This window comes from Citrobacter sp. Cf116, assembly GCF_030336505.1.
Lineage (GTDB): Bacteria > Pseudomonadota > Gammaproteobacteria > Enterobacterales > Enterobacteriaceae > Citrobacter > Citrobacter freundii.
Map to the genome: position 1 here is coordinate 301,992 of NZ_JAOWEQ010000034.1, position 25,660 is coordinate 327,651.

22 protein-coding genes are annotated in these 25,660 nt (G+C 51.7%); 9 read left to right on the plus strand and 13 right to left on the minus strand.

Annotated features, from left to right (window positions below; all coding sequences use genetic code 11):
• Positions 1 to 6 precede the first annotated feature (6 nt).
• The 6 genes from OGV74_RS06855 to syd form a co-directional block, all read right to left on the minus strand.
• Entirely contained in the window at positions 7 to 1,347 is a 1,341-nt protein-coding gene (locus OGV74_RS06855) for an enolase C-terminal domain-like protein (protein ID WP_048218513.1), read from the minus strand.
• 2 nt (positions 1,348 to 1,349) lie between these two features.
• Positions 1,350 to 2,702 (minus strand): galactarate/glucarate/glycerate transporter GudP, encoded by a 1,353-nt coding sequence (gudP, locus tag OGV74_RS06860; RefSeq protein WP_003034105.1) that lies wholly within the window; start codon positions 2,700 to 2,702, stop codon positions 1,350 to 1,352.
• A 342-nt stretch (positions 2,703 to 3,044) separates the two neighbouring features.
• Positions 3,045 to 3,494 carry a flavodoxin gene (locus tag OGV74_RS06865; protein ID WP_003034096.1) on the minus strand — a complete coding sequence of 150 codons (450 nt, stop codon included), beginning with the start codon at positions 3,492 to 3,494 and terminating at the stop codon, positions 3,045 to 3,047.
• A gap of 31 nt (positions 3,495 to 3,525) precedes the next feature.
• Positions 3,526 to 4,296 (minus strand): tRNA pseudouridine(65) synthase TruC, encoded by a 771-nt coding sequence (truC, locus tag OGV74_RS06870; protein WP_086504504.1) that lies wholly within the window; start codon positions 4,294 to 4,296, stop codon positions 3,526 to 3,528.
• A complete protein-coding gene (locus OGV74_RS06875; RefSeq protein WP_003034091.1) occupies positions 4,296 to 4,625 on the minus strand; it encodes a YqcC family protein in 330 nt (109 codons plus the stop codon). Before OGV74_RS06875 ends, truC begins: the two co-directional genes overlap by 1 nt.
• A gap of 634 nt (positions 4,626 to 5,259) precedes the next feature.
• Positions 5,260 to 5,805, minus strand: a complete 546-nt coding sequence (gene syd, locus OGV74_RS06880; RefSeq protein WP_086504505.1) for a SecY-interacting protein — start codon at positions 5,803 to 5,805, stop codon at positions 5,260 to 5,262.
• Positions 5,806 to 5,873: 68 nt separating this feature from the next.
• Here syd and queF point away from each other — a divergent pair, with 68 nt between their 5' ends.
• The 5 genes from queF (at position 5,874) to xni (ending at position 12,392) form a co-directional block, all read left to right on the plus strand.
• Positions 5,874 to 6,722, plus strand: a complete 849-nt coding sequence (gene queF / locus OGV74_RS06885) for an NADPH-dependent 7-cyano-7-deazaguanine reductase QueF (protein WP_286520583.1) — start codon at positions 5,874 to 5,876, stop codon at positions 6,720 to 6,722.
• Positions 6,723 to 6,834: 112 nt separating this feature from the next.
• The gene (gene ppnN / locus OGV74_RS06890) at positions 6,835 to 8,199 is read left to right on the plus strand and encodes a nucleotide 5'-monophosphate nucleosidase PpnN (RefSeq protein WP_003034076.1); all 1,365 of its coding nucleotides are present in this window, start codon (positions 6,835 to 6,837) and stop codon (positions 8,197 to 8,199) included.
• 560 nt (positions 8,200 to 8,759) lie between these two features.
• On the plus strand, positions 8,760 to 10,049 hold the full coding sequence (locus OGV74_RS06895) for an HAAAP family serine/threonine permease (protein WP_003840368.1): 1,290 nt from the start codon (positions 8,760 to 8,762) through the stop codon (positions 10,047 to 10,049).
• 53 nt (positions 10,050 to 10,102) lie between these two features.
• A complete protein-coding gene (locus tag OGV74_RS06900; protein ID WP_003034070.1) occupies positions 10,103 to 11,470 on the plus strand; it encodes an L-serine ammonia-lyase in 1,368 nt (455 codons plus the stop codon).
• A 166-nt stretch (positions 11,471 to 11,636) separates the two neighbouring features.
• The gene (xni, locus tag OGV74_RS06905; RefSeq protein WP_003840372.1) at positions 11,637 to 12,392 is read left to right on the plus strand and encodes a flap endonuclease Xni; all 756 of its coding nucleotides are present in this window, start codon (positions 11,637 to 11,639) and stop codon (positions 12,390 to 12,392) included.
• A gap of 76 nt (positions 12,393 to 12,468) precedes the next feature.
• Here xni and fucO read toward each other — a convergent pair whose 3' ends face one another.
• The 7 genes from fucO to OGV74_RS06940 form a co-directional block, all read right to left on the minus strand.
• Positions 12,469 to 13,617 (minus strand): lactaldehyde reductase, encoded by a 1,149-nt coding sequence (fucO, locus tag OGV74_RS06910; protein ID WP_086504506.1) that lies wholly within the window; start codon positions 13,615 to 13,617, stop codon positions 12,469 to 12,471.
• Positions 13,618 to 13,644: 27 nt separating this feature from the next.
• Positions 13,645 to 14,292 carry an L-fuculose-phosphate aldolase gene (fucA, locus tag OGV74_RS06915; protein WP_003846518.1) on the minus strand — a complete coding sequence of 216 codons (648 nt, stop codon included), beginning with the start codon at positions 14,290 to 14,292 and terminating at the stop codon, positions 13,645 to 13,647.
• Between the two features lie 141 nt (positions 14,293 to 14,433).
• Complete coding sequence (locus tag OGV74_RS06920; protein ID WP_003034060.1) at positions 14,434 to 15,432, minus strand: LacI family DNA-binding transcriptional regulator; 999 nt, start codon at positions 15,430 to 15,432, stop codon at positions 14,434 to 14,436.
• A gap of 66 nt (positions 15,433 to 15,498) precedes the next feature.
• Positions 15,499 to 17,079, minus strand: a complete 1,581-nt coding sequence (locus OGV74_RS06925) for an FGGY-family carbohydrate kinase (RefSeq protein ID WP_086504507.1) — start codon at positions 17,077 to 17,079, stop codon at positions 15,499 to 15,501.
• A 53-nt stretch (positions 17,080 to 17,132) separates the two neighbouring features.
• Complete coding sequence (locus tag OGV74_RS06930) at positions 17,133 to 18,083, minus strand: ABC transporter substrate-binding protein (RefSeq protein ID WP_003034057.1); 951 nt, start codon at positions 18,081 to 18,083, stop codon at positions 17,133 to 17,135.
• A gap of 73 nt (positions 18,084 to 18,156) precedes the next feature.
• On the minus strand, positions 18,157 to 19,140 hold the full coding sequence (locus tag OGV74_RS06935) for an ABC transporter permease (protein WP_003034055.1): 984 nt from the start codon (positions 19,138 to 19,140) through the stop codon (positions 18,157 to 18,159).
• A gap of 3 nt (positions 19,141 to 19,143) precedes the next feature.
• Positions 19,144 to 20,643: a sugar ABC transporter ATP-binding protein gene (locus tag OGV74_RS06940; protein ID WP_003034052.1), complete on the minus strand. Its 1,500-nt coding sequence runs from the start codon at positions 20,641 to 20,643 to the stop codon at positions 19,144 to 19,146.
• Between the two features lie 464 nt (positions 20,644 to 21,107).
• Between OGV74_RS06940 and fucI the strand changes: the two genes are divergently transcribed.
• The 4 genes from fucI to fucR all read left to right on the plus strand — a co-directional run bounded on the left by fucI (position 21,108) and on the right by fucR (position 25,634).
• The gene (gene fucI, locus OGV74_RS06945; RefSeq protein ID WP_086504508.1) at positions 21,108 to 22,883 is read left to right on the plus strand and encodes an L-fucose isomerase; all 1,776 of its coding nucleotides are present in this window, start codon (positions 21,108 to 21,110) and stop codon (positions 22,881 to 22,883) included.
• A gap of 122 nt (positions 22,884 to 23,005) precedes the next feature.
• Entirely contained in the window at positions 23,006 to 24,424 is a 1,419-nt protein-coding gene (gene fucK / locus OGV74_RS06950) for an L-fuculokinase (protein ID WP_086504509.1), read from the plus strand.
• Position 24,425: 1 nt separating this feature from the next.
• On the plus strand, positions 24,426 to 24,848 hold the full coding sequence (fucU, locus tag OGV74_RS06955; protein WP_003840383.1) for an L-fucose mutarotase: 423 nt from the start codon (positions 24,426 to 24,428) through the stop codon (positions 24,846 to 24,848).
• 57 nt (positions 24,849 to 24,905) lie between these two features.
• Positions 24,906 to 25,634 carry an L-fucose operon activator gene (gene fucR, locus OGV74_RS06960; protein ID WP_003034043.1) on the plus strand — a complete coding sequence of 243 codons (729 nt, stop codon included), beginning with the start codon at positions 24,906 to 24,908 and terminating at the stop codon, positions 25,632 to 25,634.
• The last annotated feature ends 26 nt before the right edge of the window (positions 25,635 to 25,660 follow it).

Here is a 25,660-nt window from a genome sequence, read left to right on the forward strand (position 1 = left end):
TCAAAATTAGTGGCGGCCGAAAACGGGACGTTTACGGTCAAAAGTCCATCCGGGGATCAGATACTGCATTGGGCCTGCGTCATTACGCGCGCCGCCGGGCAGCGCCTTATAAGCCTCATGCGCTTTCTGTATCTGATCCCAGTCCAGTTCCACGCCCAGACCGGGCGCATCGGGTACCGCAATTTTTCCGTTTTTAATCTCCAGCGGATTTTTGGTCAGGCGGCAATCACCCTCCTGCCAGATCCAGTGGGTATCAATAGCCGTTGGATTACCCGGCGCAGCCGCACCGACGTGGGTAAACATCGCCAGCGAAATATCAAAATGATTGTTAGAATGGCAGCCCCAGGTCAGGCCCCAGTCATCGCATAACTGTGCCACGCGCACCGCGCCGGAAAGGGTCCAGAAGTGCGGATCGGCCAGCGGAATATCTACTGAGTTCAGCATCACCGCATGGCCCATTTCACGCCAGTTGGTGGCTATCATGTTCGTTGCTACCGGCAGACCGGTTGCACGGCGGAACTCGGCCATCACTTCGCGGCCAGAAAAACCCTGTTCAGCGCCACATGGATCTTCGGCGTAGGTCAGAACATCGTTCAGCCCTTTACACAGGGAGATGGCTTCATCCAGTAACCAGGCTCCGTTGGGATCAACCGTAATACGCGCATCCGGGAAGCATTTTTTCAGCGCACGAGCGGTGTCGATTTCCTGCTCGCCAGGCAGTACACCACCTTTGAGTTTGAAATCTTTAAAGCCGTAGCGATCCTGCGAAGCCTGAGCCAGACGTACCACCGCCTCACTGTTCATCGCTTGCTGGTGACGCAGGTGATACCACTCATGGTTTCCCGGCGTGCTTTCCAGATACGGTAAATCGGTCTTTGTGCGATCGCCCACGTAGAACAGATAGCCGAGTACGGTGACCGCATCGCGCTGCTTGCCCGGCCCTAACAGTTCACAGACAGGTACGTTGAGCGCCTTGCCCAACAGGTCAAGCAGCGCAGCTTCCAGCGCCGCCACTGCGTTTACCCGTAGCTCAAACGTCCAGGCGCCTTTGCCAAAGGTGTCAAAATCAGCGGCCTGGTTGCCTTTATGCACCTGCTGTACCACCTTATTCAGGCGCGCAACCTCCTGACCCAATACCATCGGGATAGCGTCAACCAGCGTCTGATAAATCACTTCGCCGCCCGGCGCTTCACCGACGCCGGTATTGCCGGCGTTATCGGTAAGAACCACAATATTGCGGGTGAAATATGCATTGTGCGCACCGCCAATATTGAGCAGCATGCTGTCATGACCGGCCACCGGGATGACCTTCATATCGGTAATAACGGGACTCGATTGTGTTGTCATCATCATTGTCCTGCGACAGGTTTCAGTTCGATACGTTTAATATCGCCCACCAGTACCAGATAGCTCACCACCGCAATCAACGCATGCACCCCGACGTAAATCAACGCGCCGTTAAACGAGCCGGTGGTCCCTACGATGTAGCCGATAGCAATTGGCGTGACGATGCCGGAGATGTTGCCAAACATGTTGAACAAACCGCCGCTCAGACCGCTGATCTCTTTAGGTGCAGTATCAGCCATCACCGCCCATCCCAACGCACCGATACCTTTGCCGAAGAAGGCCAGCGCCATAAAGCCGATGATCATCCACTCCACGTTGACGTAGTTACAGAACACCATCACCATCGACAGCAGCATGCCGAGTACGATTGGCGTTTTACGGGCGATATTTAGCGAACCGGTACGGCGCATCAGCCAGTCGGAAATAATGCCGCCGAGCACGCCGCCGGCGAATCCGCAAATGGCCGGGACCGAAGCGACAAAACCTGCTTTCAAAATCGACATACCGCGAGCCTGCACCAGATAAACCGGGAACCAGGTGATAAAGAAGTAGGTCAGCGCGTTAATGCAGTATTGCCCGATGTAAATACCGATCATCATCCGTGAGCCCAGCAGCTGTTTGATTTGCCCCCACTTCACGCTGAACGGCACTTTAGCTTTGGCGGCCGCCTGATCCATATTGATCAGCGCCCCGCCTTCAGCAATGTACTCCAGCTCTTTTTGGTTTACGCCCGGGTGCTGGTTTGGTTCATGAATCACCTTCAGCCAGATAAAGCTGATAACAATCCCGAGGCCGCCCATAAAGAAGAACACATGCGACCAGCCCACTTCGTGGGTCAGCCACCCCATGATTGGCGCAAAAATAACGGTGGCAAAGTACTGCGCAGAGTTAAAGATTGCGACCGCCGTGCCCCTCTCCTGTGCCGGGAACCATGCCGCAACTATACGACTATTGCCGGGGAAGGAAGGAGCTTCAGCTAAACCGACAAGGAATCGCAACGTAAACAGCGCAACGATAATGCCGAAGCCGCTAAAGATATCGACGAAGCCCTGCAGCAGGGTAAACATGGACCAAATAAAGATGGACCAGAAATAAACACGTTTTGAACCGAAGCGGTCGAGCAACCAGCCGCCAGGGATCTGGCCGATAACATAGGCCCATGAGAAAGCGGAGAATACATAACCCATCCCTACCGCATCCAGACCAATGTCTTTGGCCATCTCCGAACCGGCAATGGATAAGGTGGCGCGATCGCCGTAGTTGAAGGATGTGACGATAAACAACATCACCACTATCCAGTAGCGAGCGTTAGTGCGTTTTTCCGCGCTGCTCGCCGCCTGACTTAATGAACTCATTGTTGCACTCCTGAATCTTGGCTGTCGCCAGTTCATTCTGTACAGCACCTGTAGGGTGATCAGAATGAGAGGTTAGTGTGTGGCAGTTTTGGTACAGCTCAGGGCCGTTTTATTCTGACTCGCTGCCTTTTCGGGAACTGACGGGAAAAGTATATGAAGGAGTGGCTCTTACCCTCACCGTGCATGAACACAACATTCGGGAGGCAGTAAGAAGTTGTTTGGGGCATAAGCCCAAAGCAGTGGAAGTTAGTTCACGTAATTGAGGTTTTATTGCCGGGTGGCGGCTTCGCCTGACCCGGCCTACGGTTCAAATGGGGGTTGTATGCCCGTACGGGCGAGAGATTATTTGAGCAAGGTTCCCCAGTTTTCTACCCAGGGGTTGGATTCGCTTTCCGGTTCAGGATGTTCGCTGGCATCAATCAGCAACATTTCACCCACGCGCTGTGCGCTTTGCTCCTGTAAAAGCGCATCAAACTGTTTGCCACCATTGCAGAAATTAACGTAGCTGCTGTCGCCCAGCGCAATGACTCCGTAATGCAGATTTGGCTGGAAACCGAGATTATCTTTGATCCCCTGAAACAGCGGCACGATGCTATCGGGCAGATCGCCCTGCCCGGTCGTTGAGGTCACCACCAGCACATATTTATCCTGATATGCCTGCCAGTCGCTGAGCTCCGGATCTTCAAACACCGTGGCTTTATGACCCTGTGCCGTCAAAATGGCCTCGGCCTCTTCAGCAACCAGCAGTGCGTTTCCGTACATCGTGCCGACAAAAATTCCAATTTCCGCCATAACCGTAATCTCCTGGGACTTAAGAATCTATCTATTCATCCTGACCTGACATCCCGCTGAACTCAACCCTTTCATTCTCAGGGAGAAGTCCACGCCAGCCAAATTGTGACAATGCCTGCATCCAGACGTCATCCAGCCCGGCGCGAATAACCAGCGGCTCACCGGTGAATGGATGTGTCAGCGCAAGCTGGCTGGCATGCAGCATCAATCGCTGACAGCCAAAATGCTCTGCGGCGCTGCGGTTTTGCCGTAAATCACCGTGCTTGCTGTCGCCAATTATCGGATGGCGTAAGTGGGCCAGATGGCGCCTGAGCTGGTGTTTCCGACCGGTTTTAGGATCCAGCTCCACCAGCCCGTAACGGGTGGTCGGATAACGTCCGGTCGCTACCGGCATTTCTACCGTTGCCAGGCCGCGATAATGGGTGACGGCAGGCTGCGGGCCTTTATCATCGCGGGCAAACTTATCGGCAATCTTATCCAGCTCTTCGACCAACGGGTAATCCAGCACGGCATCATCCATCAGCCAGCCACGCACAATCGCATGATAGCGTTTCTGAATTTGATGATGTTCAAACTGCTGAGACAACAAACGCCCGGCTTCGCTGGACAGTCCCATCAGCAGCACACCGGAGGTTGGTCTGTCGAGTCGATGGGCGGTAAAAACGTGCTGACCAATTTGGTCTCGCACCGTTTGCATCACCACCACTTTCTCATCCCGGTCGAGCCAACTGCGGTGAACCAACCAGCCCGAAGGTTTATTGACTGCAACCAGCCATTCATCCTGATAGAGAATCTCCAGCATCAGGCGTTATCACTGGTAAACAGCGCATCCAGCTCCTGCAATGCAGCCAGGAGAATGTCACGTTGCGGATGATCGGCTGCTAGCGCCATTTCGTAATACGGTGCGACGGCAAAAGCCTGCGGAAGCGGCTGCGCGTTATCGAGTAGCGTATGCATGCGGGGAATCAACACCCACTGCAGCCACTCGACCGGCTCCATGGTATCCATACAAAAAGGCTGCGTACTGGTAAACAGATGCTCTGCTGGCTCATCCATCCGCCAGTGATTATGTTCACGCAGTAGCGCTTCAAGTGCGTGTAACTGCTGGCGCACACGGTCATGAGTCGTCATGAAATAAACCTCAATGATGAAAAATCTGGCGCGAAGAATAGCACTAGTGGAGGGAAATAAAAAAAGGGAGCACTGTAAAAAAAACAGTGCTCCCGGTTCGTTTCGCAGCATTCCAGCTACTTTTAGTGCTCCCTGCTCATCCGTGACAACTTTTCCTGTGGTCTTGCGACCTTGTTCATCCTGAACTTTTGCATCCTGCTCACATCACCCCGATGTGAAAACTTCATCCTGAAGTATCCTGGCCATCCTGACCCGCCGAACATCCTGACCGGCTCTCATTCTCCGTCCTGGAGGTGTCCTTTAACGCATCCAGCGTCTTCCTCTTTGCTTCGTCCTGAAGCCTGTCCTTGCAACACCGTCCTGGTGTGTCCAGGTGAAGAGCCATCATCCTGATGTTCTCTTCGTTGTGCGACTCCTTGTCGACAGATATAGAATCGCCTGTTTCGCTTTGTCTTACAAGATGCTTACAGGCTTACCCTTACGATTATTTTCGTATGAAAGTTGACAATAAAATACTAACCAATTGAATAATAATAAATTATTATTTTATCAATTCATTAAGTCTTTACTTATCACCTGGCAATGTCCTACAGGGTATGTAAGAGATCTCTCACAAGATTCAGGGCAAACAGGATTACAGAACTGGCTTAAGTTGAGTGAGGAATTCCGCAAGTGAGGCCGCCAGCACCGTTCGTTTACGGGTTCCCAGCGTTTCTTTGCACACTTCACCGGACAGATTGCACACCGAAATGACGTCAAGCTCATTATCTTGTGTGGCAATAAAAAGCGTAGGCGAAAGCTTAAGTCGCTTTTGCGTAACCAAGTGACCAATCAGGTTTTCCTGAACGCGCCTGAAGTCATCTTCACTCCAGGTCTGCAGCAGCGTCAGCTTTCCATCCGCAAACTGCGCGTGCATATCCCCGGCAAACTGGGTGGTGTAAAAAGCGTGAACGGCAGGTTGTATCACAATATCAAATGCCCGTTCAACCGCATTGAGGTTTTTTTCGCCGACAAAAGGTTGAGGCTGCCAAAATACCGCATCGTCTGTGGAAGAAATGATGCACGGAGAAGGTACGCCATACAGCTCTTCACTGAGTGGCCAACTGTTGTTTTTTTCATGCCATGCGTCGCAATAACGCGTCGTAAAGGCTACCAACGCCTGCGCTGTCAATTCGTCCACTGATTTCTCTCTTCACAAAAGCCAGGATACACTTGTCGCATAGTGTATCTGGTTTATGACGGTGAAACATGTCCTCTTATGAAAATCATCAGGCGCTTGACGGCCTGACTCTAGGTAAATCAACGGATTACCGAGACAATTACGATGCAAGTCTGTTGCAGGGTGTTCCGCGCAGCCTGAACCGCGATCCGCTGGATTTAAAGGCCGATGCCCTGCCTTTTCACGGTGCGGATATCTGGACGCTGTATGAACTGTCGTGGCTGAATGCCAACGGCTTACCGCAGGTCGCAGTCGGTCACGTGGAACTGGATTACACCAGCGTAAATCTGATTGAATCGAAAAGCTTTAAGCTTTACCTGAACAGTTTTAATCAGACGCGTTTTGATTCCTGGGATGCGGTACGTCAGACACTGGAAAACGATCTTCGCGCCTGCGCTCAGGGCGATGTCAGCGTGGCGCTGTACCGCCTTGACGAACTGGAAGGGCAGCCTATAGCCCACTTTAACGGCACCTGTATCGACAATCAGGATATCATCATCGATAACTACCAGTTCAGCACTGCGTATCTGGAAAATGCCGTGAGCGGTGAAAAGGCAGTGGAAGAGACACTGGTCAGCCATCTGCTGAAGTCCAACTGTTTAATCACCCACCAGCCAGACTGGGGCTCCATACAAATTCAGTATCGCGGACGTAAAATCGACAGAGAGAAGCTGCTGCGTTACCTGGTCTCCTTCCGCCACCATAACGAGTTTCATGAACAGTGTGTGGAACGCATTTTCAATGACATTCTGCGCTTCTGCCAGCCGGAGAAACTGAGCGTTTACGCACGCTACACGCGACGTGGTGGCCTGGACATTAACCCATGGCGCACCAACACCGATTTCACTCCGGCAACCGGTCGTCTGGTACGTCAGTAATCTTTTTTCTCAATTTTGCGTGTCGGATTTCGCGCACAAGGTTGTGAAAGGCCATAAGCCAGGGCTATTGTAATCACAGGGAATGACGTGTTGCGTCCCATAAGGAGTTTACTTGATTACACATATTAGCCCGCTTGGCTCAATGGACATGTTGTCGCAGCTGGAAGTCGATATGCTTAAACGCACGGCCAGCAGCGACCTGTATCAACTGTTTCGTAACTGTTCGCTTGCCGTTCTGAACTCCGGCAGTTTGACCGACAACAGTAAAGAACTGCTGTCACGCTTTGAAAGTTTCGATATTAACGTACTGCGCCGCGAACGGGGCGTGAAGCTGGAACTGATCAACCCACCTGAAGATGCGTTTGTTGATGGACGCATTATTCGTGCGCTACAGGCTAACCTGTTTGCCGTGCTGCGCGACATTCTGTTCGTCAATGGCCAGATCCATAACGCCGGTCGTTTTCAGCATCTGGATCTCGAAAGCTCGGTCCATATCACCAACCTCGTATTCTCGATCCTGCGTAATGCCCGGGCGCTGCACGTCGGTGAAGCGCCGAACATGGTCGTCTGCTGGGGCGGTCACTCAATCAACGAAAATGAGTACCTGTACGCCCGTCGCGTCGGCACCCAGTTGGGCCTGCGCGAACTGAACATCTGTACCGGCTGCGGTCCAGGGGCGATGGAAGCGCCAATGAAAGGCGCTGCGGTAGGCCACGCCCAGCAGCGATACAAAGACAGCCGCTTTATTGGCATGACCGAACCGTCAATCATCGCCGCTGAACCGCCTAACCCGCTGGTAAACGAACTGATCATCATGCCGGACATTGAAAAACGTCTTGAAGCGTTCGTGCGTATCGCCCACGGTATTATCATCTTCCCGGGTGGCGTAGGGACAGCAGAAGAGCTGCTGTATCTTCTGGGGATCCTGATGAATCCGGCCAACAAAGATCAGGTTCTACCACTGATCCTGACCGGACCAAAAGAGAGTGCGGATTACTTCCGCGTGCTTGACGAATTTATCGTGCACACGCTGGGGGAAGATGCGCGTCGCCACTATCGCATTATCATTGACGATGCAGCGGAAGTGGCGCGTCTGATGAAAAAAGCGATGCCGCTGGTGAAAGAAAACCGTCGCGACACAGGTGATGCTTACAGCTTTAACTGGTCGATTCGTATCGCGCCCGATCTGCAGATGCCGTTCGAACCGTCCCATGAAAACATGGCCAACCTGAAGCTGTACCCGGATCAACCCGTTGAAGTACTGGCGGCCGATCTACGTCGCGCATTCTCCGGTATTGTGGCTGGTAACGTGAAGGAAGTCGGCATCCGCGCTATTGAAGAGTTTGGCCCGTACAAAATCCACGGTGACCGCGAAATGATGCGCCGCATGGACGATCTCCTGCAGGGCTTTGTTGCACAACATCGTATGAAGTTACCGGGCACTGCGTATATCCCTTGTTACGAGATCTGCGCCTAACCTTCTACACCCGCTAGCAGCACTATAGCGATGACAGTTTTGTCCATATCAAAGCCGGGTTTGGCGCATTTGCCTCCCGGCTTTTTTTAGTGATACCAGTCACATAGCTCTGACAATCACATAAATACCAGTGATGATTCATTAAAAACAGCGTGCCACGCAAACGATTACCTTGAAAAACCAACCGTGATTTATCTTAGTAAATTATTATTAGTCGCCGAAATCATCTAAAAACAACAGTTTTTACAGCTGAACACGCCTATCTTCGCGCCTTCGCTTTCATGAGATATGTCGTTAATGTTAGCCTTCGCGCCCGTAAATTCGCTTTGACTATTTTTTAACAGATTAATGGCCCAAATTTATCCACATAAAAGGTGGATTATTGCATTTGGGATCCCGATCACTGATACATTCATTACTAAAATGTATCTTTCCGCCCGAAAATTATTACGGCGAAAAATTATATAAAAATCGCTCAACGAATTTCGATTTACAGCCGGGTACTTTCTCATTGGATTGACCTCAAACCCGGCTTTTTAAGCTTCCTCCAGGAGAAATAGATGGAAAACACTCAAACCGGCACTATCGTTACGGGCCAGACCCGCAGCGCATGGCGCAAGACAGACACCATGTGGATGCTGGGCCTTTACGGCACGGCGATTGGCGCGGGTGTATTGTTCCTGCCGATCAACGCAGGCGTAGGCGGTATGATCCCACTGATCATCATGGCGATCCTTGCCTTCCCAATGACCTTCTTTGCACACCGCGGTCTGACTCGCTTTGTGCTGTCCGGTAAAAATCCGGGTGAAGACATCACCGAAGTTGTAGAAGAACACTTCGGCGTTGGCGCAGGTAAACTGATTACCCTGCTCTACTTCTTCGCTATCTACCCGATTCTGTTGGTTTACAGCGTAGCAATCACCAATACCGTTGAAAGCTTCCTGACCCATCAGCTGGCGATTACTCCTCCGCCGCGTGCAATCCTGTCTCTGATCCTGATTGTCGGCATGATGACCATCGTGCGCTTCGGTGAGCAGATGATCGTTAAGGCGATGAGCATCCTGGTATTCCCGTTCGTTGCGGCTCTGATGCTGCTGGCGCTGTATCTGATCCCTCAGTGGAGCGGTGCGATTCTGGAAACCATGTCTTTTGACTCTGCGGCAACCACCGGGAACGGCCTGCTGTTGACCCTGTGGCTGGCGATTCCGGTAATGGTGTTCTCCTTCAACCACTCCCCGATCATCTCCTCCTTCGCCGTGGCGAAGCGTGAAGAGTACGGTGATGAAGCTGAGAAGAAATGCTCCAAGATTCTGGCATTCGCTCACATCATGATGGTACTGACCGTTATGTTCTTCGTCTTCAGCTGTGTATTCAGCCTGACCCCGGCGGACCTGGCAGCAGCAAAAGAGCAGAACATCTCGATTCTGTCTTACCTGGCGAACCACTTTAACGCGCCGATTATTGCCTGGATGGCACCGATCATCGCGATTATCGCTATCACCAAATCCTTCCTCGGCCACTACCTGGGCGCACGTGAAGGCTTCAACGGGATGGTGATTAAGTCTCTGCGCGGCAAAGGCAAATCCATCGAAATCAACAAACTGAACAAAATCACTGCACTGTTCATGCTGGTAACCACCTGGATTGTGGCGACACTGAACCCGAGCATCCTCGGTATGATTGAGACCCTGGGTGGCCCAATCATCGCGATGATTCTGTTCCTGATGCCGATGTATGCCATCCAGAAAGTACCGGCAATGCGTAAGTACAGCGGCCATATCAGCAACGTCTTCGTTGTGATTATGGGCCTGATCGCTATCTCCGCTATTTTCTACTCTCTGTTCAGTTAATTCCCCTGCGCCGCTCTTCGGGGCGGCGCATCTCGATACACAATGGACGCCTCATGATTAGCGTATTCGATATTTTCAAAATCGGCATTGGCCCTTCCAGCTCCCACACTGTTGGCCCGATGAAAGCAGGCAAACAATTCACGGATGACCTGATTGCACGCGGAATTCTCACTGACGTAACCCGCGTAGTGGTTGATGTCTATGGCTCCTTGTCTCTGACGGGGAAAGGTCACCATACCGACATCGCGATTATTATGGGCCTGGCGGGTAATCTGCCGGATACCGTAGACATTGATGCCATCCCTTCCTTTATCCAGGATGTGAATACTCATGGGCGTTTGCTGCTGGCAGACGGTCAACATGAGGTCGAGTTCCCGGTCGACAAGTGCATGAATTTCCATGCGGACAATTTGTCCCTGCACGAAAACGGGATGCGTATTACCGCACTGGCGGGCGAAAAAGCCATTTACAGCCAGACTTACTATTCCATTGGCGGTGGGTTCATCGTTGATGAAGAACATTTTGGTTTACCGAACAACTCTCCGGTAAACGTGCCGTATCCGTATAAATCCGCAGCTGATTTGCAACGTCATTGCCAGGAAACCGGCCTGTCACTTTCCGGTCTGATGATGCAAAACGAACTGGCCCTGCACAGTAAAGAAGAGCTGGAACAGCACTTTGCTAACGTCTGGGAAGTGATGCGTAGCGGGATTGAGCGCGGCATCACCACCGAAGGTGTATTGCCGGGCAAACTGCGCGTTCCGCGTCGTGCCGCTGCGCTGCGTCGCATGCTGGTCAGCAGCGACAAAACCACCACTGACCCGATGGCGGTTGTTGACTGGATCAACATGTTCGCGCTGGCCGTGAACGAAGAAAACGCAGCAGGTGGACGTGTAGTTACCGCGCCAACCAACGGTGCATGCGGGATTGTTCCTGCCGTACTGGCGTATTACGACAAGTTTATCCGTGAAGTGAACGCTAACTCGCTGGCACGCTACATGCTGGTCGCGAGCGCCATTGGTTCACTGTATAAAATGAACGCCTCTATCTCTGGTGCTGAAGTCGGCTGTCAGGGTGAAGTTGGCGTGGCCTGCTCCATGGCAGCGGCTGGTCTGGCTGAACTGCTGGGTGGTAGTCCAATGCAGGTGTGCATCGCGGCGGAAATCGGTATGGAACATAACCTGGGTCTGACCTGCGATCCGGTTGCCGGCCAGGTACAAGTACCGTGCATTGAACGTAACGCGATCGCGTCCGTGAAAGCGGTGAACGCCGCACGTATGGCGCTGCGCCGTACCAGTGAGCCACGCGTGTGCCTCGATAAAGTTATCGAGACCATGTACGAAACCGGTAAAGACATGAATGCCAAATACCGCGAAACATCTCGCGGCGGTTTGGCAATGAAAATTGTCACCTGCGATTAAGTCCCACCCCATTGCCGGATGGCGCAAGCTTATCCGGCCTACAGTGCCGTATTCATTTGTAGGCCGGATAAGGCTTCAGCCGCCATCCGGCAAAATGTTGTATCAGATCTTCGCCTCCACTCGCCGTGAATGTTACCCTACAGACTGATTTGTTAGGGAGAACACCGTGGCCGTCCATCTGCTCATTGTCGATGCACTGAATCTTATCCGCCGAATTCACGCCGTACAGGGCTCACCCTGCGTGGAAACGTGCCAGCACGCGCTCGATCAGTTGATTGTGCACAGTCAGCCCACACACGCCGTGGCGGTATTTGATGACGAAGCACGCAACAGCGGCTGGCGTCACCAACGCTTACCTGACTACAAAGCCGGTCGCCCGCCAATGCCTGACGATTTACACAAGGAAATGCCCGCCTTACGCGCCGCTTTTGAACAGCGCGGTGTCTGCTGCTGGGAATCCAGCGGGAATGAAGCCGATGATTTAGCCGCAACTCTGGCGGTGAAAGTTAGCCAGGCCGGACATCAGGCAACCATCGTCTCAACCGATAAAGGCTATTGTCAGCTACTCTCCCCAACGCTGCGTATTCGCGATTATTTCCAGAAACGCTGGCTGGATGCGCCGTTTATCGAGAAAGAGTTCGGCGTACTGCCGCAACAGTTGCCTGATTACTGGGGATTGGCAGGGATCAGCAGTTCTAAGATACCTGGGGTTGCCGGTATTGGTCCTAAAAGCGCCACACAATTGCTGACGCAGTTTCCAACGCTGGAAGCACTGTATGAACATCTGGATGACGTACCGGAGAAATGGCGTAAGAAACTCGAAGAACATCGGGAGATGGCGTTTTTGTGCCGCGATATCGCGCGGCTGCAAACGGACTTACATATCGACGGAAACCTACAGCAGCTACGGCTGGCACGGTAGTCTTATTTTCGGATGGCGCTGCGCTTATCCGGCCTACTTAACGTATAACCCTGTAGGCCAGATAAACGCCAGGTGATTACCAGGCAGTATGGTACAGCTCGACGATATCCCCAAGGCTCGCTTCACGCGGATTTCCCCCGGTACAAACATCGTCAAATGCGGCCTGCGCCAGCGCAGGAATATCCTCTTTACGGACGCCAACATCGCGTAAGTGCAGTGGGATCCCTACATCGCGATTAAGGGCGAAGACAGCATCCACTGCCGCTTTGCGTGCTTGCGCCAACGTCAGTCCTTCAACCTTAACCCCCATTACCCGGGCAATATCGCGGAATTTTTCCCCAGTGAATTCGGCGTTATAGTGCATCACGTGCGGCAGCAAAATGGCATTCGCGATGCCGTGCGGCGTGTTGTAGAACGCGCCTAACGGGTGTGCCATGCCATGCACTAATCCCAGACCAACGTTGGAGAAGCCCATCCCGGCAACGTACTGGCCCAGGGCCATCGCTTCACCCGCCTGGCTGTCACCCGCAACGGAACCGCGCAATGACCCGGCAATAATTTCGATGGCTTTAATGTGCAGCGCATCGGTAAGCGCCCACGCTGCCCGGGTGATGTAACCTTCAATGGCATGAGTCAGTGCATCTACCCCAGTAGCCGCTTTTAATGCAGCAGGCATGCCGTCCATCATATCAGCATCGATGAACGCCACCTGCGGGATGTCATGTGGATCGACACAAACAAACTTACGCCGATTCTCTTCGTCAGTGATCACGTAGTTAATGGTCACTTCCGCCGCTGTTCCCGCGGTGGTTGGGATAGCCATAACCGGCACGCTCGGGCTGCGCGTCGGCGATAACCCTTCAAGGCTGCGTACATCCGCAAACTCCGGGTTATTATTGATAATGCCAATCGCTTTACAGGTATCCTGCGGGGAGCCTCCGCCGATGGCTATCAGATAGTCTGCGCCGCTTTGCTGAAAGACACTCAATCCCTCCTGCACTACCGCAATGGTTGGATTAGGAATAACGCCTGAATAGATTTCCCATGCCAGACCTGCAGCATCCATTCGGGAAGTCACCTTCTCAACAACGCCGCACTGCACCAGATTTTTATCAGTCACAATCAACGCCTTGCGATAACCGCGACGAATAACTTCATCGGTTAATGCGCCAACAGCCCCCCGGCCAAACCATGCCGTTTCATTCAGAATCATTCTGTTCGCCATTGTATTTCTCCTTTTCGCTATGCGAAATTACTCTTCAATGCGTAATCCGTAAGATTTGAATTTCTCCAGCACAATAGCGATCTCCTCGTCATCCAGCTCCGGCACCGGGTCAACAATCGCCAGCGTGCTCAGGTACAGACGGGCCAGAACTTCCACTTCATGCGCCAACCACAGTGCTTTTTCCAAATTCGCTTCGCAAGCAATCAACCCATGGTGCTGTAAAAGCGTTGCCTTACGGTTTTTCAGGGCGACGCTCACATGCTCTGACAGCTCTCGTGTACCAAACGTCGCATAAGGCGCACACGGAATAGAGTTCCCCCCCGCCGCTGCAATCATGTAGTGAATTGCCGGGATAGGGCGATTAAGAATTGAAACGGCCGTGCAGTGTACGGCATGGTTATGGACAACCGCATTGGCATCCGGACGCGTCTGGTATGCCGCCAGGTGAAAACGCCATTCACTGGAGGGTAATTGTCCTTTATCATATTTCCCGTCGTTATCTACATACACGATCATGTTTTCAGTAAGTCTTTCGTAAGGAATACCGCTGGGCGTGATCAGCATCCCGTTTTCATAACGCGCACTCACATTTCCCGCCGTCCCCTGATTCAATCCAAGGCTGGTCATTTCCAGACAGGTTTCAATGATTTCTCGCGACAAACGCATTCTTTCCATAATGATTCTCCGGGTACAGTTTCCCCTCGTCTTTATTGCGAAAAATGCAGCCGCAGAATAAGACGGGTCAGGTTTCAGGTACAGGCAGCCACTGAACGTATTTATTCAGATTCAGTTGGCCGATTTATTTATAGCGACATATTAAGGTTGTCTTACGCGCTTAATAAGTTTCATCTCAACTTTTACAGTTTCTTTAATTGGGTGATCATCAATAGCACTCATCATCATATCGAATGCTTTTTCCGCCCAGACATTTTCATCCTGTTGCATTGACCAGACATTATTGGCGAGGAATCCCAGCATTGGGTGTTCATCGAATGTCCCAATATTAATTTCCGGTGGAATTGTGCCCAAACGATTACGAATAGCGTTAATGGCCCCCTCCAGTACCGGTAATGATGAGGCGATAAACGCCTGCGGACAGCCCTGTTCGCCGATCAACTCATCCATCAGTCGATAACCACCTTCAGGTGTGTTGTCCGGACCTTCGCGCACCCAATCTCTATGTGAAATACCATTATTGTTCAATGCATTAAGATAACCTTGCAAACGATCACCAATGCTGGGTAATCCGGTATCCCCCACTAAAAACCAGATTGGCGACTTTCCAGCGTCAAACAGACTCTGCGTCAATTTCTCGCCGCCCAAGATGTTATGACTTTCTACCAGTGCGTTATCGGTATACTTAAAATCACGGTCAAGTAACACCATCGGTTTTCTGACCTGACGTAAATGGTGTTGCTGATTCTCTAACGTTGAGGGAACAATAAAAAGGCCATCAACATTACGGGCGATTAACGCTTTGGTCAGTTTATTTTCGTAATCAACATCGTCATAGGTACAGCTAATCGTTAACTGATAACCTGAACGACGACAGCGTTGCTCAAGTTTTTCTGCGAGTGTGGCAAAAAAGACGTTGGAAATATTGGGTACAATCAATCCCAAAGTATCCGTTTTATTTAATTTCAGGCTACGTGCTGAATGGTTAATGACGTAACCATAGCGCTCGACATATTCATTAATACGCGTTTGGGTTTTGACACTGATTCGATATTGCTCTGCTTTCCCGTTCAGCACCAGTCGTACGGTCGTAACCGATAAATTCAGATCGCTGGCTATCTGTTCTACTGTTTTAGCCATCTATATGCCCCAGTCCACATCCAAAAACGTCAATCTACAATCATAAAAGTATTTTAAACTTTTGTCTTACTGCATAAGTTGGTTAATCGCCTGCTGCTGATCCCACAGCATCAGATAAGCCTGGTATTTGCGATCATAGAAGTTCCGCCGCACCGGGTTCGCCTTAATCACCTCGCCCGATCGAACCATTGCCCGGCATGCGGACGGTATAGTTGCCCACGCGCCGCATGCTACCGCGCCAGTGATAGCCGCACCTAACGTCACCGCATCCTCTTCCTGCATAAGATGAATATCGCATCCGGTAGCATCGGCATATTCTCTCATCCACAGTGGGTTATGCGTTGCGCCGCCGCACAGCGTCAGTCGGGAAATGGTGTGACCGTTTTCACGCATCACTTCCATAATATGCCGCGTACCGCAGGCGATCGCCTGTAATGTCGCCAGGTACAGACGAGCTACCTGCATCTCACCTCGTTCCAGCGTCAAACCACAGATGCTGCCTCGAGCATCGGGCCGTGCGCGCGGCGAACGATTACCGTGGTGATCGGCAAGCACATGCAGATAACGACCAGGCTCAGACTCCTGCTCCTCAAGTGCGGCAACCCATTCATTAACTAAAACAATGGGATGGCAGCCCCGGGCCTCAGCTTTGTGAAACAGCTCAGCACTGGCTCCTGATTCCTGAAGCGTCCAGTCGACTAACGCCCCAGCAGCACTCTGCCCCCCTTCCGTCAGCCAGTAGCCTGGTAGCATGGCTGACCAATAAGGCCCCCAAACACCTGGCGTATGAATTTCCTGCTCGCTGCACAGCATATGGCAATTTGACGTTCCGCTAATCAGCGCCAACGTCCCCTCAGGCTCAACCCCGGCAAGCGCAACTCCGCCAGCATGGGCATCAATCATACCGCTGGCAACGACCACTGCAGTCGTCAGCCCCAACGCCTGGGCCGAATCGCTGCTAAGCGTTCCAACGCCAGCGCCTGGCGGAAGAATACGCGACGGGATTTTGCCCAACAAATCCGTTAATTCAACGGCGTCTAGCAGGGAGTGGCTAAAGCGTTGTTCATGTGCCAGATAGTTCCATTTACAGGTCAGCGTGCACAAACCGGCAACATCAGTGGCGGTAGCTTTAGAGACCAGAAAGTCCGCAAGATCATAGAAACGATGTGCACTCTGCCACGTTGCGGGAAAATGATTTTTCAGCCACAGCACCTTGGGAAGTTCCATCTCTACGCTGACTTCGCCGCCGACATAGCGCAGAGCCGGATCTTGCGTGGCATTAATGCGTTTGGCCTCATCTACCGCGCGATGATCCATCCACATGATGATGTTATGGTCTGGCGATTCACCAGGCGAAACCGCCAGTCCCTGCCCGTGTTCATCCAGTACCACCAATGAACAGGTGGCATCAAATCCCAATGAGCGAATATCCTCAATACAAACCCCGGATGACGACACCGCCTCCTTCACTGCCTGGCAAACCTGCTGCCAGATTTCTGCAGATGACTGCTCAACCCGCTCAGGACCGGGTCGAAACTGCGAGATGGGGCGTGTCGCAAAAGCCAGCCGTGTGCCACAGGCATCAAAGACACCAGCCCTGACGCTGGCGGAACCGACATCCACACCGAGGAAATATCCACTGCCCATAGTAACTCCCTGACGCTGGCTAATGATGGGGCGAGCACCTCGCCCCAACGGTCTTATTTTTTACCGAATGGGTGTAACAATTTGTCAATTTCTGGGGTATCAATGTTCTTCGCACTGACAAATTTCACCGGAATATCAATCTCTTTCGGTACAGACTGACCCGATACCGCTGCATTCAGCGTCTTGATACCCTGGTAGCCAATCTGATAAGCGTCCTGCACCACAAAGCCCTGAATAACCCCAGACTTCAGGAAGGCTATGATTGCCTCAGTGCTATCAAAACCAATCACTTTCACTTTGCCTTTCAGGTTCTGACTATCAATAGCGTTTGCTACGCCCAGCGTTGAACCTTCATTCGTGCCATAAATCCCTGCAATATCAGGATTGGCCTGGATCATATCGATGGTTTTATCCATCGCCTTTTGCGGATCGCCATCACTGTACTGGACCGGTAGCACCTGAATATCCGGATATTTCTCCTTCATACGGGCAATAAACCCTTCCGAACGCTCAATCGCAGAAGAGGTCCCTGCTACGTGCGCAATAATGCCCACTTTCCCTTTACTGCCCACTTCCGCTGCCAGCGCGTCTGCGGCTTCTGCACCGGCTTTACGGTTATTCGTGGCGACAAAGCTCACCGGAATATCGGAATTCACGCCGGAGTCAAACGTCACAACTTTAATACCGCGTGAATTTGCGGTCTCAACTAATGGCGCAAGCGCATTGGCATCTAACGCGGCCAGTAATAGCCCATTAGGTTTTTGCGCCATCGCGTTTTCAACTAGCTGAATCTGCTCGGCAATCTGAGTTTCATCCGCCGGGCCAACATAGCTGGTTTTATCGCCCAACTCTTTTGCTGCTGCTTCCGTCCCCATTTTTACGGTTTGCCAGAATTCATGCTGGAAACCTTTACTGACCACCGGAAGGTTCATATCTTTAGCCAATACGCTGGATGTCATACAGGCCAGCAGGGATAACGCATAGACAAAATTCCTGGTTCTCATTGTTTTACTCCGTTCTGAGTGAGTCACCCTAAACGTCAGGGTTATGATGCCCCGTGACTTCCGGGAGCGTAAATCAACGAATTTTTTTGCGTAATGTATCGAGATAAACCGCGGCAATGACCACCACGCCCATGGCTACCATTTGCCAGAACTGGGAGACGCCCATCAGGTTCAGACCATTCTTCAACACGCTCATAATGAATGCGCCGATGATCGTGCCGCCGATGGTACCAATTCCGCCCATCAGGCTCGTACCGCCAATAACAACCGCTGCAATGGCTTCCAGCTCATAACCCACGCCGACTGTTGGCTGACCAGAGTTCAAACGAGAAGCCAGAATAACCCCGGCAATCCCGGTCAACAGACCGCAAAAGGCGTAGACGAAAATTTTGACGCGCTGAACTTTAATACCGGAAAGATGGGCGGCCACCTCATTGCTCCCCACGGCGTAAACATAGCGACCAATCACCGTTTTCTTCAGGATGTAGGCGGCGATTAGCGCTACCACCACCAGATAAAAAACGGGATAAGGCAGCACATCGAACAAACGTCCCTGGGCCAGCATTTTGAAGGTGGGGTAATCAGCGAAATAAATCGCACGACCATCGGTCATCACCATATTGATGCCTCTAACTGACATCATCAGGCCCAGCGTGGCGATAAAAGGCGGGATAGTCATTTTGGTAACCAGCAGGCCGTTGATATAGCCGCATAATCCCCCGGCCAGCACCCCCGCCAGAATACATACGGGCAGAGGCAATCCCAGCGTGGCGCTGATGCCTACCGCAACACCAGAAAAGGCCACTACCGAGCCAAGAGAAAGATCGATTCCTGAAGTGATAATGACGAAGGTAACGCCAATTGCCATGATGCCAATCACTGACGTTTGCAAGGCAATTGTCATGATGTTTTCAGTGTTAAAGAAAAATGGCGAACCAAAACTAAAAAATATTACTAAAATAATCAGACTCAAAAGCGGCGCCAGGCGCATTAAAAGTTCTTTGTTAATTTTTATTTTCTTATTATTGCTGTCTGAAGAGGTTACAGAGATAGTCATAAATTAGTCCTCTAACGTCGCGTATTGCATGATTTTTTCTTGTGTGGCGTCATCAGAAGCTAACTCCCCGGTAATACGTCCATTACGCATAACCAAAATGCGATCGCACATACCCAGCACTTCCGGTAATTCAGAGGAGATCATGATAATTGACTTCCCTTTTGCCACCAGTCGATTCATTAATTCATAAATTTCAAGTTTGGCCCCCACATCAATACCGCGAGTGGGTTCGTCAAAGATGAGAATATCGGTATCTTTACACACCCATCTGGCAATAATAATTTTCTGCTGATTACCGCCACTTAAATTCAGTGCAGCCTGCTCTAAATGTGGTGTTTTAATCCGTAGGGCTTTAACCTGTTCCTCGCTGGTTTTCTGACAACGTTTGCTGTCCACATTGCCATAGCGGTCAGAATATTCAGGATAATTGCCCAACATAATATTACGCTCAACGGACAGTCCTAATGCCAGCCCCTCTTTTTTTCTGTCCTCGGTTAAATAGCTGATACCCTGTTGGATAGCATCAGGAATATCTTTAATTACCGTCACTTTTCCGTTTAGCTTGAGGGTACCGCCATCAATGGGATCCGCGCCAAAAATCGCCCGCGCCAGCTCGGTACGCCCTGCGCCCATCAGACCGGCAAAACCCAATATTTCGCCCTGATACAGGGTGAAATCAATGTTGTTCAGTACACCATTGCGAGTCAGACCGCTGACTTCCAACACCGGCTTACGTTGAGCCAAAGGTCCACGACGAGGATAGATATTGCCGAGGTCCCGCCCAACCATCATGGCAATCAGGTCGCTAATTTTAACCGCATCATAATCTACAGTGGCAATAAACTGACCATCACGCATCACCGTCGCACGATCGGCTATCAGCGCCAGTTCTTCCAGCCTGTGCGAGATATAAACAATGCCCGTCCCCTGTTCTTTCAGCAAACGGGTTACCTGAAATAAGCTGTCGATTTCCGTTTCCGTCAGTGCCGCCGTCGGTTCATCCATAATAAGGATCTTGGCATTCACCGATATCGCTTTAGCAATCTCAACCATTTGTTGTTGCGCGACGGTCAGATCGGCCACCAGCGTTTCTGGGGAGATATTCAGGTTTAATTTTTGCAAAATATCGATAGCAGCCTGTCGCTGTTGTTTTTCATCCAGACGCCAGCGGTTATTTTTGCAAAACTCCCTGCCAATAAAAATATTTTCTTCTACCGTGAGTTCAGGGAAAAGATTAAATTCCTGGTGAATAATCGTGATACCTGCGCTTTGTGCGCTCAACGGGTTCGCAAAAGAAACAGATTGCCCTTCAAAAATAATATCTCCTTCATCAGGCTGATAAACACCGGATAAAATCTTCATCAACGTAGACTTTCCTGCGCCATTCTCACCCAGCAGCGCATGAACCTCGCCTTTGCGTAAAGCAAAATCCACATTACTCAACGCTAATACGCCGGGAAAACGTTTCGTAATATGACTCATCTGTAAAAATGTTTCAGACATTGCTGCTTTCCTCAATATACAGAAACTGCAATCAGTGAATCAGGCGAAAAAACGTTGCCAGGAAGCCATCGTCACCGTTAATGCGAATACTACCTATACGTTCATATGCGTTTTATCAATTATGCTAACTCGAGTTAGCGAAGTGCCTTTTAAAGCTATTTTAGCTACTCAAATTAGCCAAATCATTTGGTTTAAATCTGTGACGCTGAACAAACAATTTATTGCAAATACTTAATTTAAAAGAATTTATATAAAAATATGCGCTCTGGTTTATTTGACGCAGATCGAATTTTAACCACTTCTCGTGAAGCCTCTCACAGTTCCACAACAAAAAAGTTGTGCAAAAAACTCTCTAATACCTAAGCTAACTCGAGTTAGCAAAAATGAGTTATTCAGCCAACTGCGACGGTGGTGTTCAACATCCGCTTTTGCAGCACGGCATAAAGTGAGATGAGGAACCTCGAATGAAAAAAAATAGCTTACCGAAGATTGGCATTCGTCCGGTGATAGATGGGCGCCGTATGGGTGTTCGTGAATCGCTCGAAGAGCAAACCATGAATATGGCTAAAGCCACCGCTGCGCTGATCGCTGAGAAACTTCGTCACGCCTGCGGCGCGCAAATTGAATGTGTCATTGCCGACACCTGTATCGCCGGGATGGCGGAATCTGCCGCCTGCGAAGAAAAATTCAGCAGCCTGAATGTGGGCGTGACCATCACCGTGACCCCATGCTGGTGCTACGGTAGCGAAACCATCGACATGGATCCAATGCGGCCGAAAGCTATCTGGGGTTTCAACGGTACAGAACGTCCGGGGGCCGTTTATCTGGCTGCCGCGCTGGCTGCGCATAATCAAAAAGGACTTCCTGCCTTCTCTATTTACGGCCATGACGTACAGGACGCCGGCGACACCACGATCCCTGCCGATGTGGAAGAAAAATTGCTGCGCTTTGCCCGCGCGGGCTTAGCCGTCGCCGGTATGAAAGGCAAAACCTACCTGTCCGTAGGCGGCGTTTCAATGGGTATTGCCGGCTCTATTGTCGATCATAACTTCTTTGAATCCTGGCTGGGAATGAAAGTTCAACCCGTTGATATGACCGAACTGCGTCGTCGCATCGACCAAAAAATCTATGACGAAGCTGAGCTGGAAATGGCGCTGGCGTGGGCGGACAAAAACTTCCGCTACGGCGAGGATCAGAACGCGCAGCAATATAAGCGCAACGCAGAGCAAAGCCGTGCGGTGCTGAAAGAGAGCCTGCTGATGGCCATGTGCATTCGCGACATGATGCAGGGTAACCAGAAGCTGGCCGACAAAGGTCGGGTTGAAGAGTCGCTGGGATACAACGCGATTGCCGCAGGCTTCCAGGGCCAGCGTCACTGGACCGATCAATATCCGAATGGTGATACCGCCGAAGCGCTGCTCAACAGCTCCTTCGACTGGAATGGCGTGCGTGAGCCGTTCGTTGTCGCCACCGAAAACGACAGCCTGAACGGCGTGGCGATGCTGTTCGGCCATCAACTCACCGGCACGGCGCAGGTCTTTGCCGATGTGCGCACCTACTGGTCGCCAGAGGCGGTGGAGCGTGTCACGGGTAAACCGCTGATCGGCCTTGCTGAGCACGGCATTATTCACCTGATTAACTCGGGATCGGCTGCACTGGATGGTTCCTGCAAACAGCGCGACGACGCAGGGAAACCGACCATGAAACCGCACTGGGAAATCTCGCAAAAAGAGGTCGATGATTGCCTGGCGGCAACCGAATGGTGTCCGGCTATTCACGAATACTTCCGCGGCGGCGGCTACTCCTCTCGCTTCCTGACCGAGGGCGGCGTGCCGTTCACCATGACTCGCATCAACATCATCAAGGGCCTGGGGCCGGTACTGCAAATCGCAGAAGGCTGGAGCGTGGAATTACCGGAAGATATGCATGACCAGCTCGATGCGCGCACCAACTCTACCTGGCCGACCACCTGGTTTGCCCCGCGCTTAACCGGTAAAGGCCCGTTCAGCGATGTCTATTCGGTTATGGCTAACTGGGGCGCAAACCACGGAGTGCTGACAATTGGTCACGTGGGCGCAGACTTTATCACTCTGGCCGCCATGCTGCGTATCCCGGTTTGCATGCACAACGTGGAAGACGAAAAAATTTACCGTCCTTCAGCCTGGGCAGCCCACGGAATGGATACGGAAGGCCAGGATTATCGTGCCTGCCAGAACTACGGTCCGCTGTATAAGCGTTAAACATCGAGCAATTGCCTGATGGTGGCGCTTACGCGTCTTATCAGGCCTACGAAGCGCACGGTTTTGTAGGCTGGATAAGGCGAAGCCGCCATCCGGCAATAGGTAATCTCCCAGGAGCAATTATGAAACAAGAGGTTATCCTGGTCCTCGACTGTGGCGCGACCAACGTGCGGGCCATAGCCGTTGACCGTCAGGGAAAAATTATCGCCCGCGCCTCTACGCCCAACGCCAGTGATATTGCCGCGGAGAACAGTATCTGGCATCAGTGGTCGCTGGAAGCCATTTTGCAACGCTTCGCCGGCTGCTGTCAGCGGCTCTCCACGCAACTGGCCAATTGCCGTATCTGCGGGATCGCCGTCACCACCTTCGGCGTAGACGGTGCGCTGGTCGATCAACACGGCAGGCAGTTATATCCGGTAATCAGTTGGAAGTGCCCGCGAACCGCAGCAGTAATGGAAAATATCCATCGCTACATGTCACCGCAGCAGTTGCAGGAAATCTCCGGCGTCGGCGCGTTTAGCTTTAACACGCTGTATAAACTGGTGTGGCTGAAAGAAAACCATCCACAATTACTGGAACAGGCGCACGCCTGGCTGTTTATCTCATCGCTTATCAACCACCGTTTAACCGGCGAGTTCACCACAGATATCACCATGGCGGGCACCAGCCAGATGCTGAACATCCAGCAGCGCGATTTCAGTGATGACATTTTGCAGGCGACCGGCATACCGCGCCGACTGTTTCCACGTCTGGTGGAAGCGGGCGAACAAATTGGGGTACTGCAACACGAGGCCGCCAGCCTGCTCGGGCTACCAGTGGGTATTCCTGTGATATCTGCCGGGCACGACACGCAGTTTGCGCTCTTTGGCGCGGGAGCTCAGCCAGACGAACCGGTGCTCTCTTCCGGTACATGGGAAATTCTGATGGTACGCAGCGCACAGGTGGACACCTCTCTGCTCAGCCATTATGCGGGTTCCACTTGTGAATTAGACAGTCATGCCGGGCTGTATAATCCCGGCATGCAGTGGCTGGCTTCCGGCGTGCTTGAATGGGTGCGTAAGCTGTTTTGGACTGCCGAATCGCCCTGGCAGACACTGATTGACGAAGCCCGGTCCATTCCTGCCGGCGCAGAAGGCGTCAAGATGCACTGCGACCTGCTGACCTCTCAGAATGCGGGCTGGCAGGGGGTTACACTCAATACCACCCGCGGGCATTTTTATCGCGCCGCACTGGAAGGACTGACAGAACAGTTGCAGCGGAATTTACACATGCTGGAAAAAATCGGTCATTTCCAGGCCACTGAATTGTTATTGGTTGGCGGGGGAAGCCGTAACGCATTGTGGAACCAGATTAAAGCTAATGTTCTCGGGATCCCTGTCAAAGTGCTGGATGACGCCGAAACCACCGTCGCAGGCGCCGCGATGTTTGCCTGGTCAGGCATTAGGGAATTTACCTCACCGGAACAGGCCCGTGCACAGGTGCGCTACCAGTACCGTTACTTCTATCCGCAAACCGAATCCGAACTGACAGGAGTCGAGTAACATGCTCAAAACAATATCCCCCTTAATTTCCCCCGACCTGCTGAAGGTGCTGGCTGAAATGGGTCACGGCGATGAGATTATCTTTTCCGATGCTCATTTTCCGGCTCATAGCATGGGACCGCAGGTGATTCGCGCCGACGGTCTGCTGGTCAGTGACCTGCTGCAGGCGATTATTCCGCTTTTTGAACTGGACAGCTACGCCCCACCGCTGGTGATGATGGCCGCAGTAGAAGGCGACGCTCTCGATCCTGACGTCGAGGCTCGCTATCGACAGGCGCTTTCATTGCAGGCCCCCTGTCCAGACATCACGCGTATTGACCGTTATGCCTTTTACGAACGAGCGCAAAAGGCGTTTGCGATCGTTATCACAGGAGAGCGGGCAAAGTACGGGAATATTCTTTTAAAAAAAGGGGTAACGCCGTAATCTCTGGTCAGAATGCCCGTCTGGTACGGGCATTTATCATCAGATGAGGATCTGAACATGAAAGCGGCGCGCCAGCAGGCAATCGTAGATCTGCTTACCCACCACAAAAGCCTGACAACTGAAGCCCTGTCTTTGCAGCTAAACGTTAGCAAAGAGACCATCCGCCGCGATCTCAGTGAATTACAAACCCAGGGCAAGGTGCTACGCAATCATGGGCGGGCCAAGGCTATTCATCGGGAAAATCAGGACAGTGGCGACCCGTTCCATATACGACTAAAAAGCCACTATGCCCACAAAGCAAATATTGCCCGCGAAGCGCTGGCATGGATCGAAGAAGGTATGGTGATAGCTTTAGACGCCAGCTCAACCTGCTGGTACCTGGCGCGACAGCTACCGGACATCAACATTCACGTTTTTACCAACAGCCAGCCCATCTGCCAGGAATTGGCTAAACGTGAACACATTCAGCTTATCAGCTCCGGCGGTCGCCTTGAGCGCAAATACGGTTGCTACGTTAATCCCTCGCTTATCTCGCAGCTTAAATCCCTCGATATTGACCTGTTTATTTTTTCCTGCGAAGGGATCAATAGCGACGGTGCGCTCTGGGACTCAAATGCAACCAACGCAGACTTCAAATCCATTCTGCTTAAGCGCGCATCGCAATCTTTATTGTTGATCGATAAAAGTAAATTTAATCGTTCGGGAGAGGCCAGAATTGGGCATCTGGATGATGTGACGCATATTGTTTCAGATACACAGCTGATTGAATCAATCCAGGCCGAATAGGGCGATTTCGCCGCCATCCGACCTGG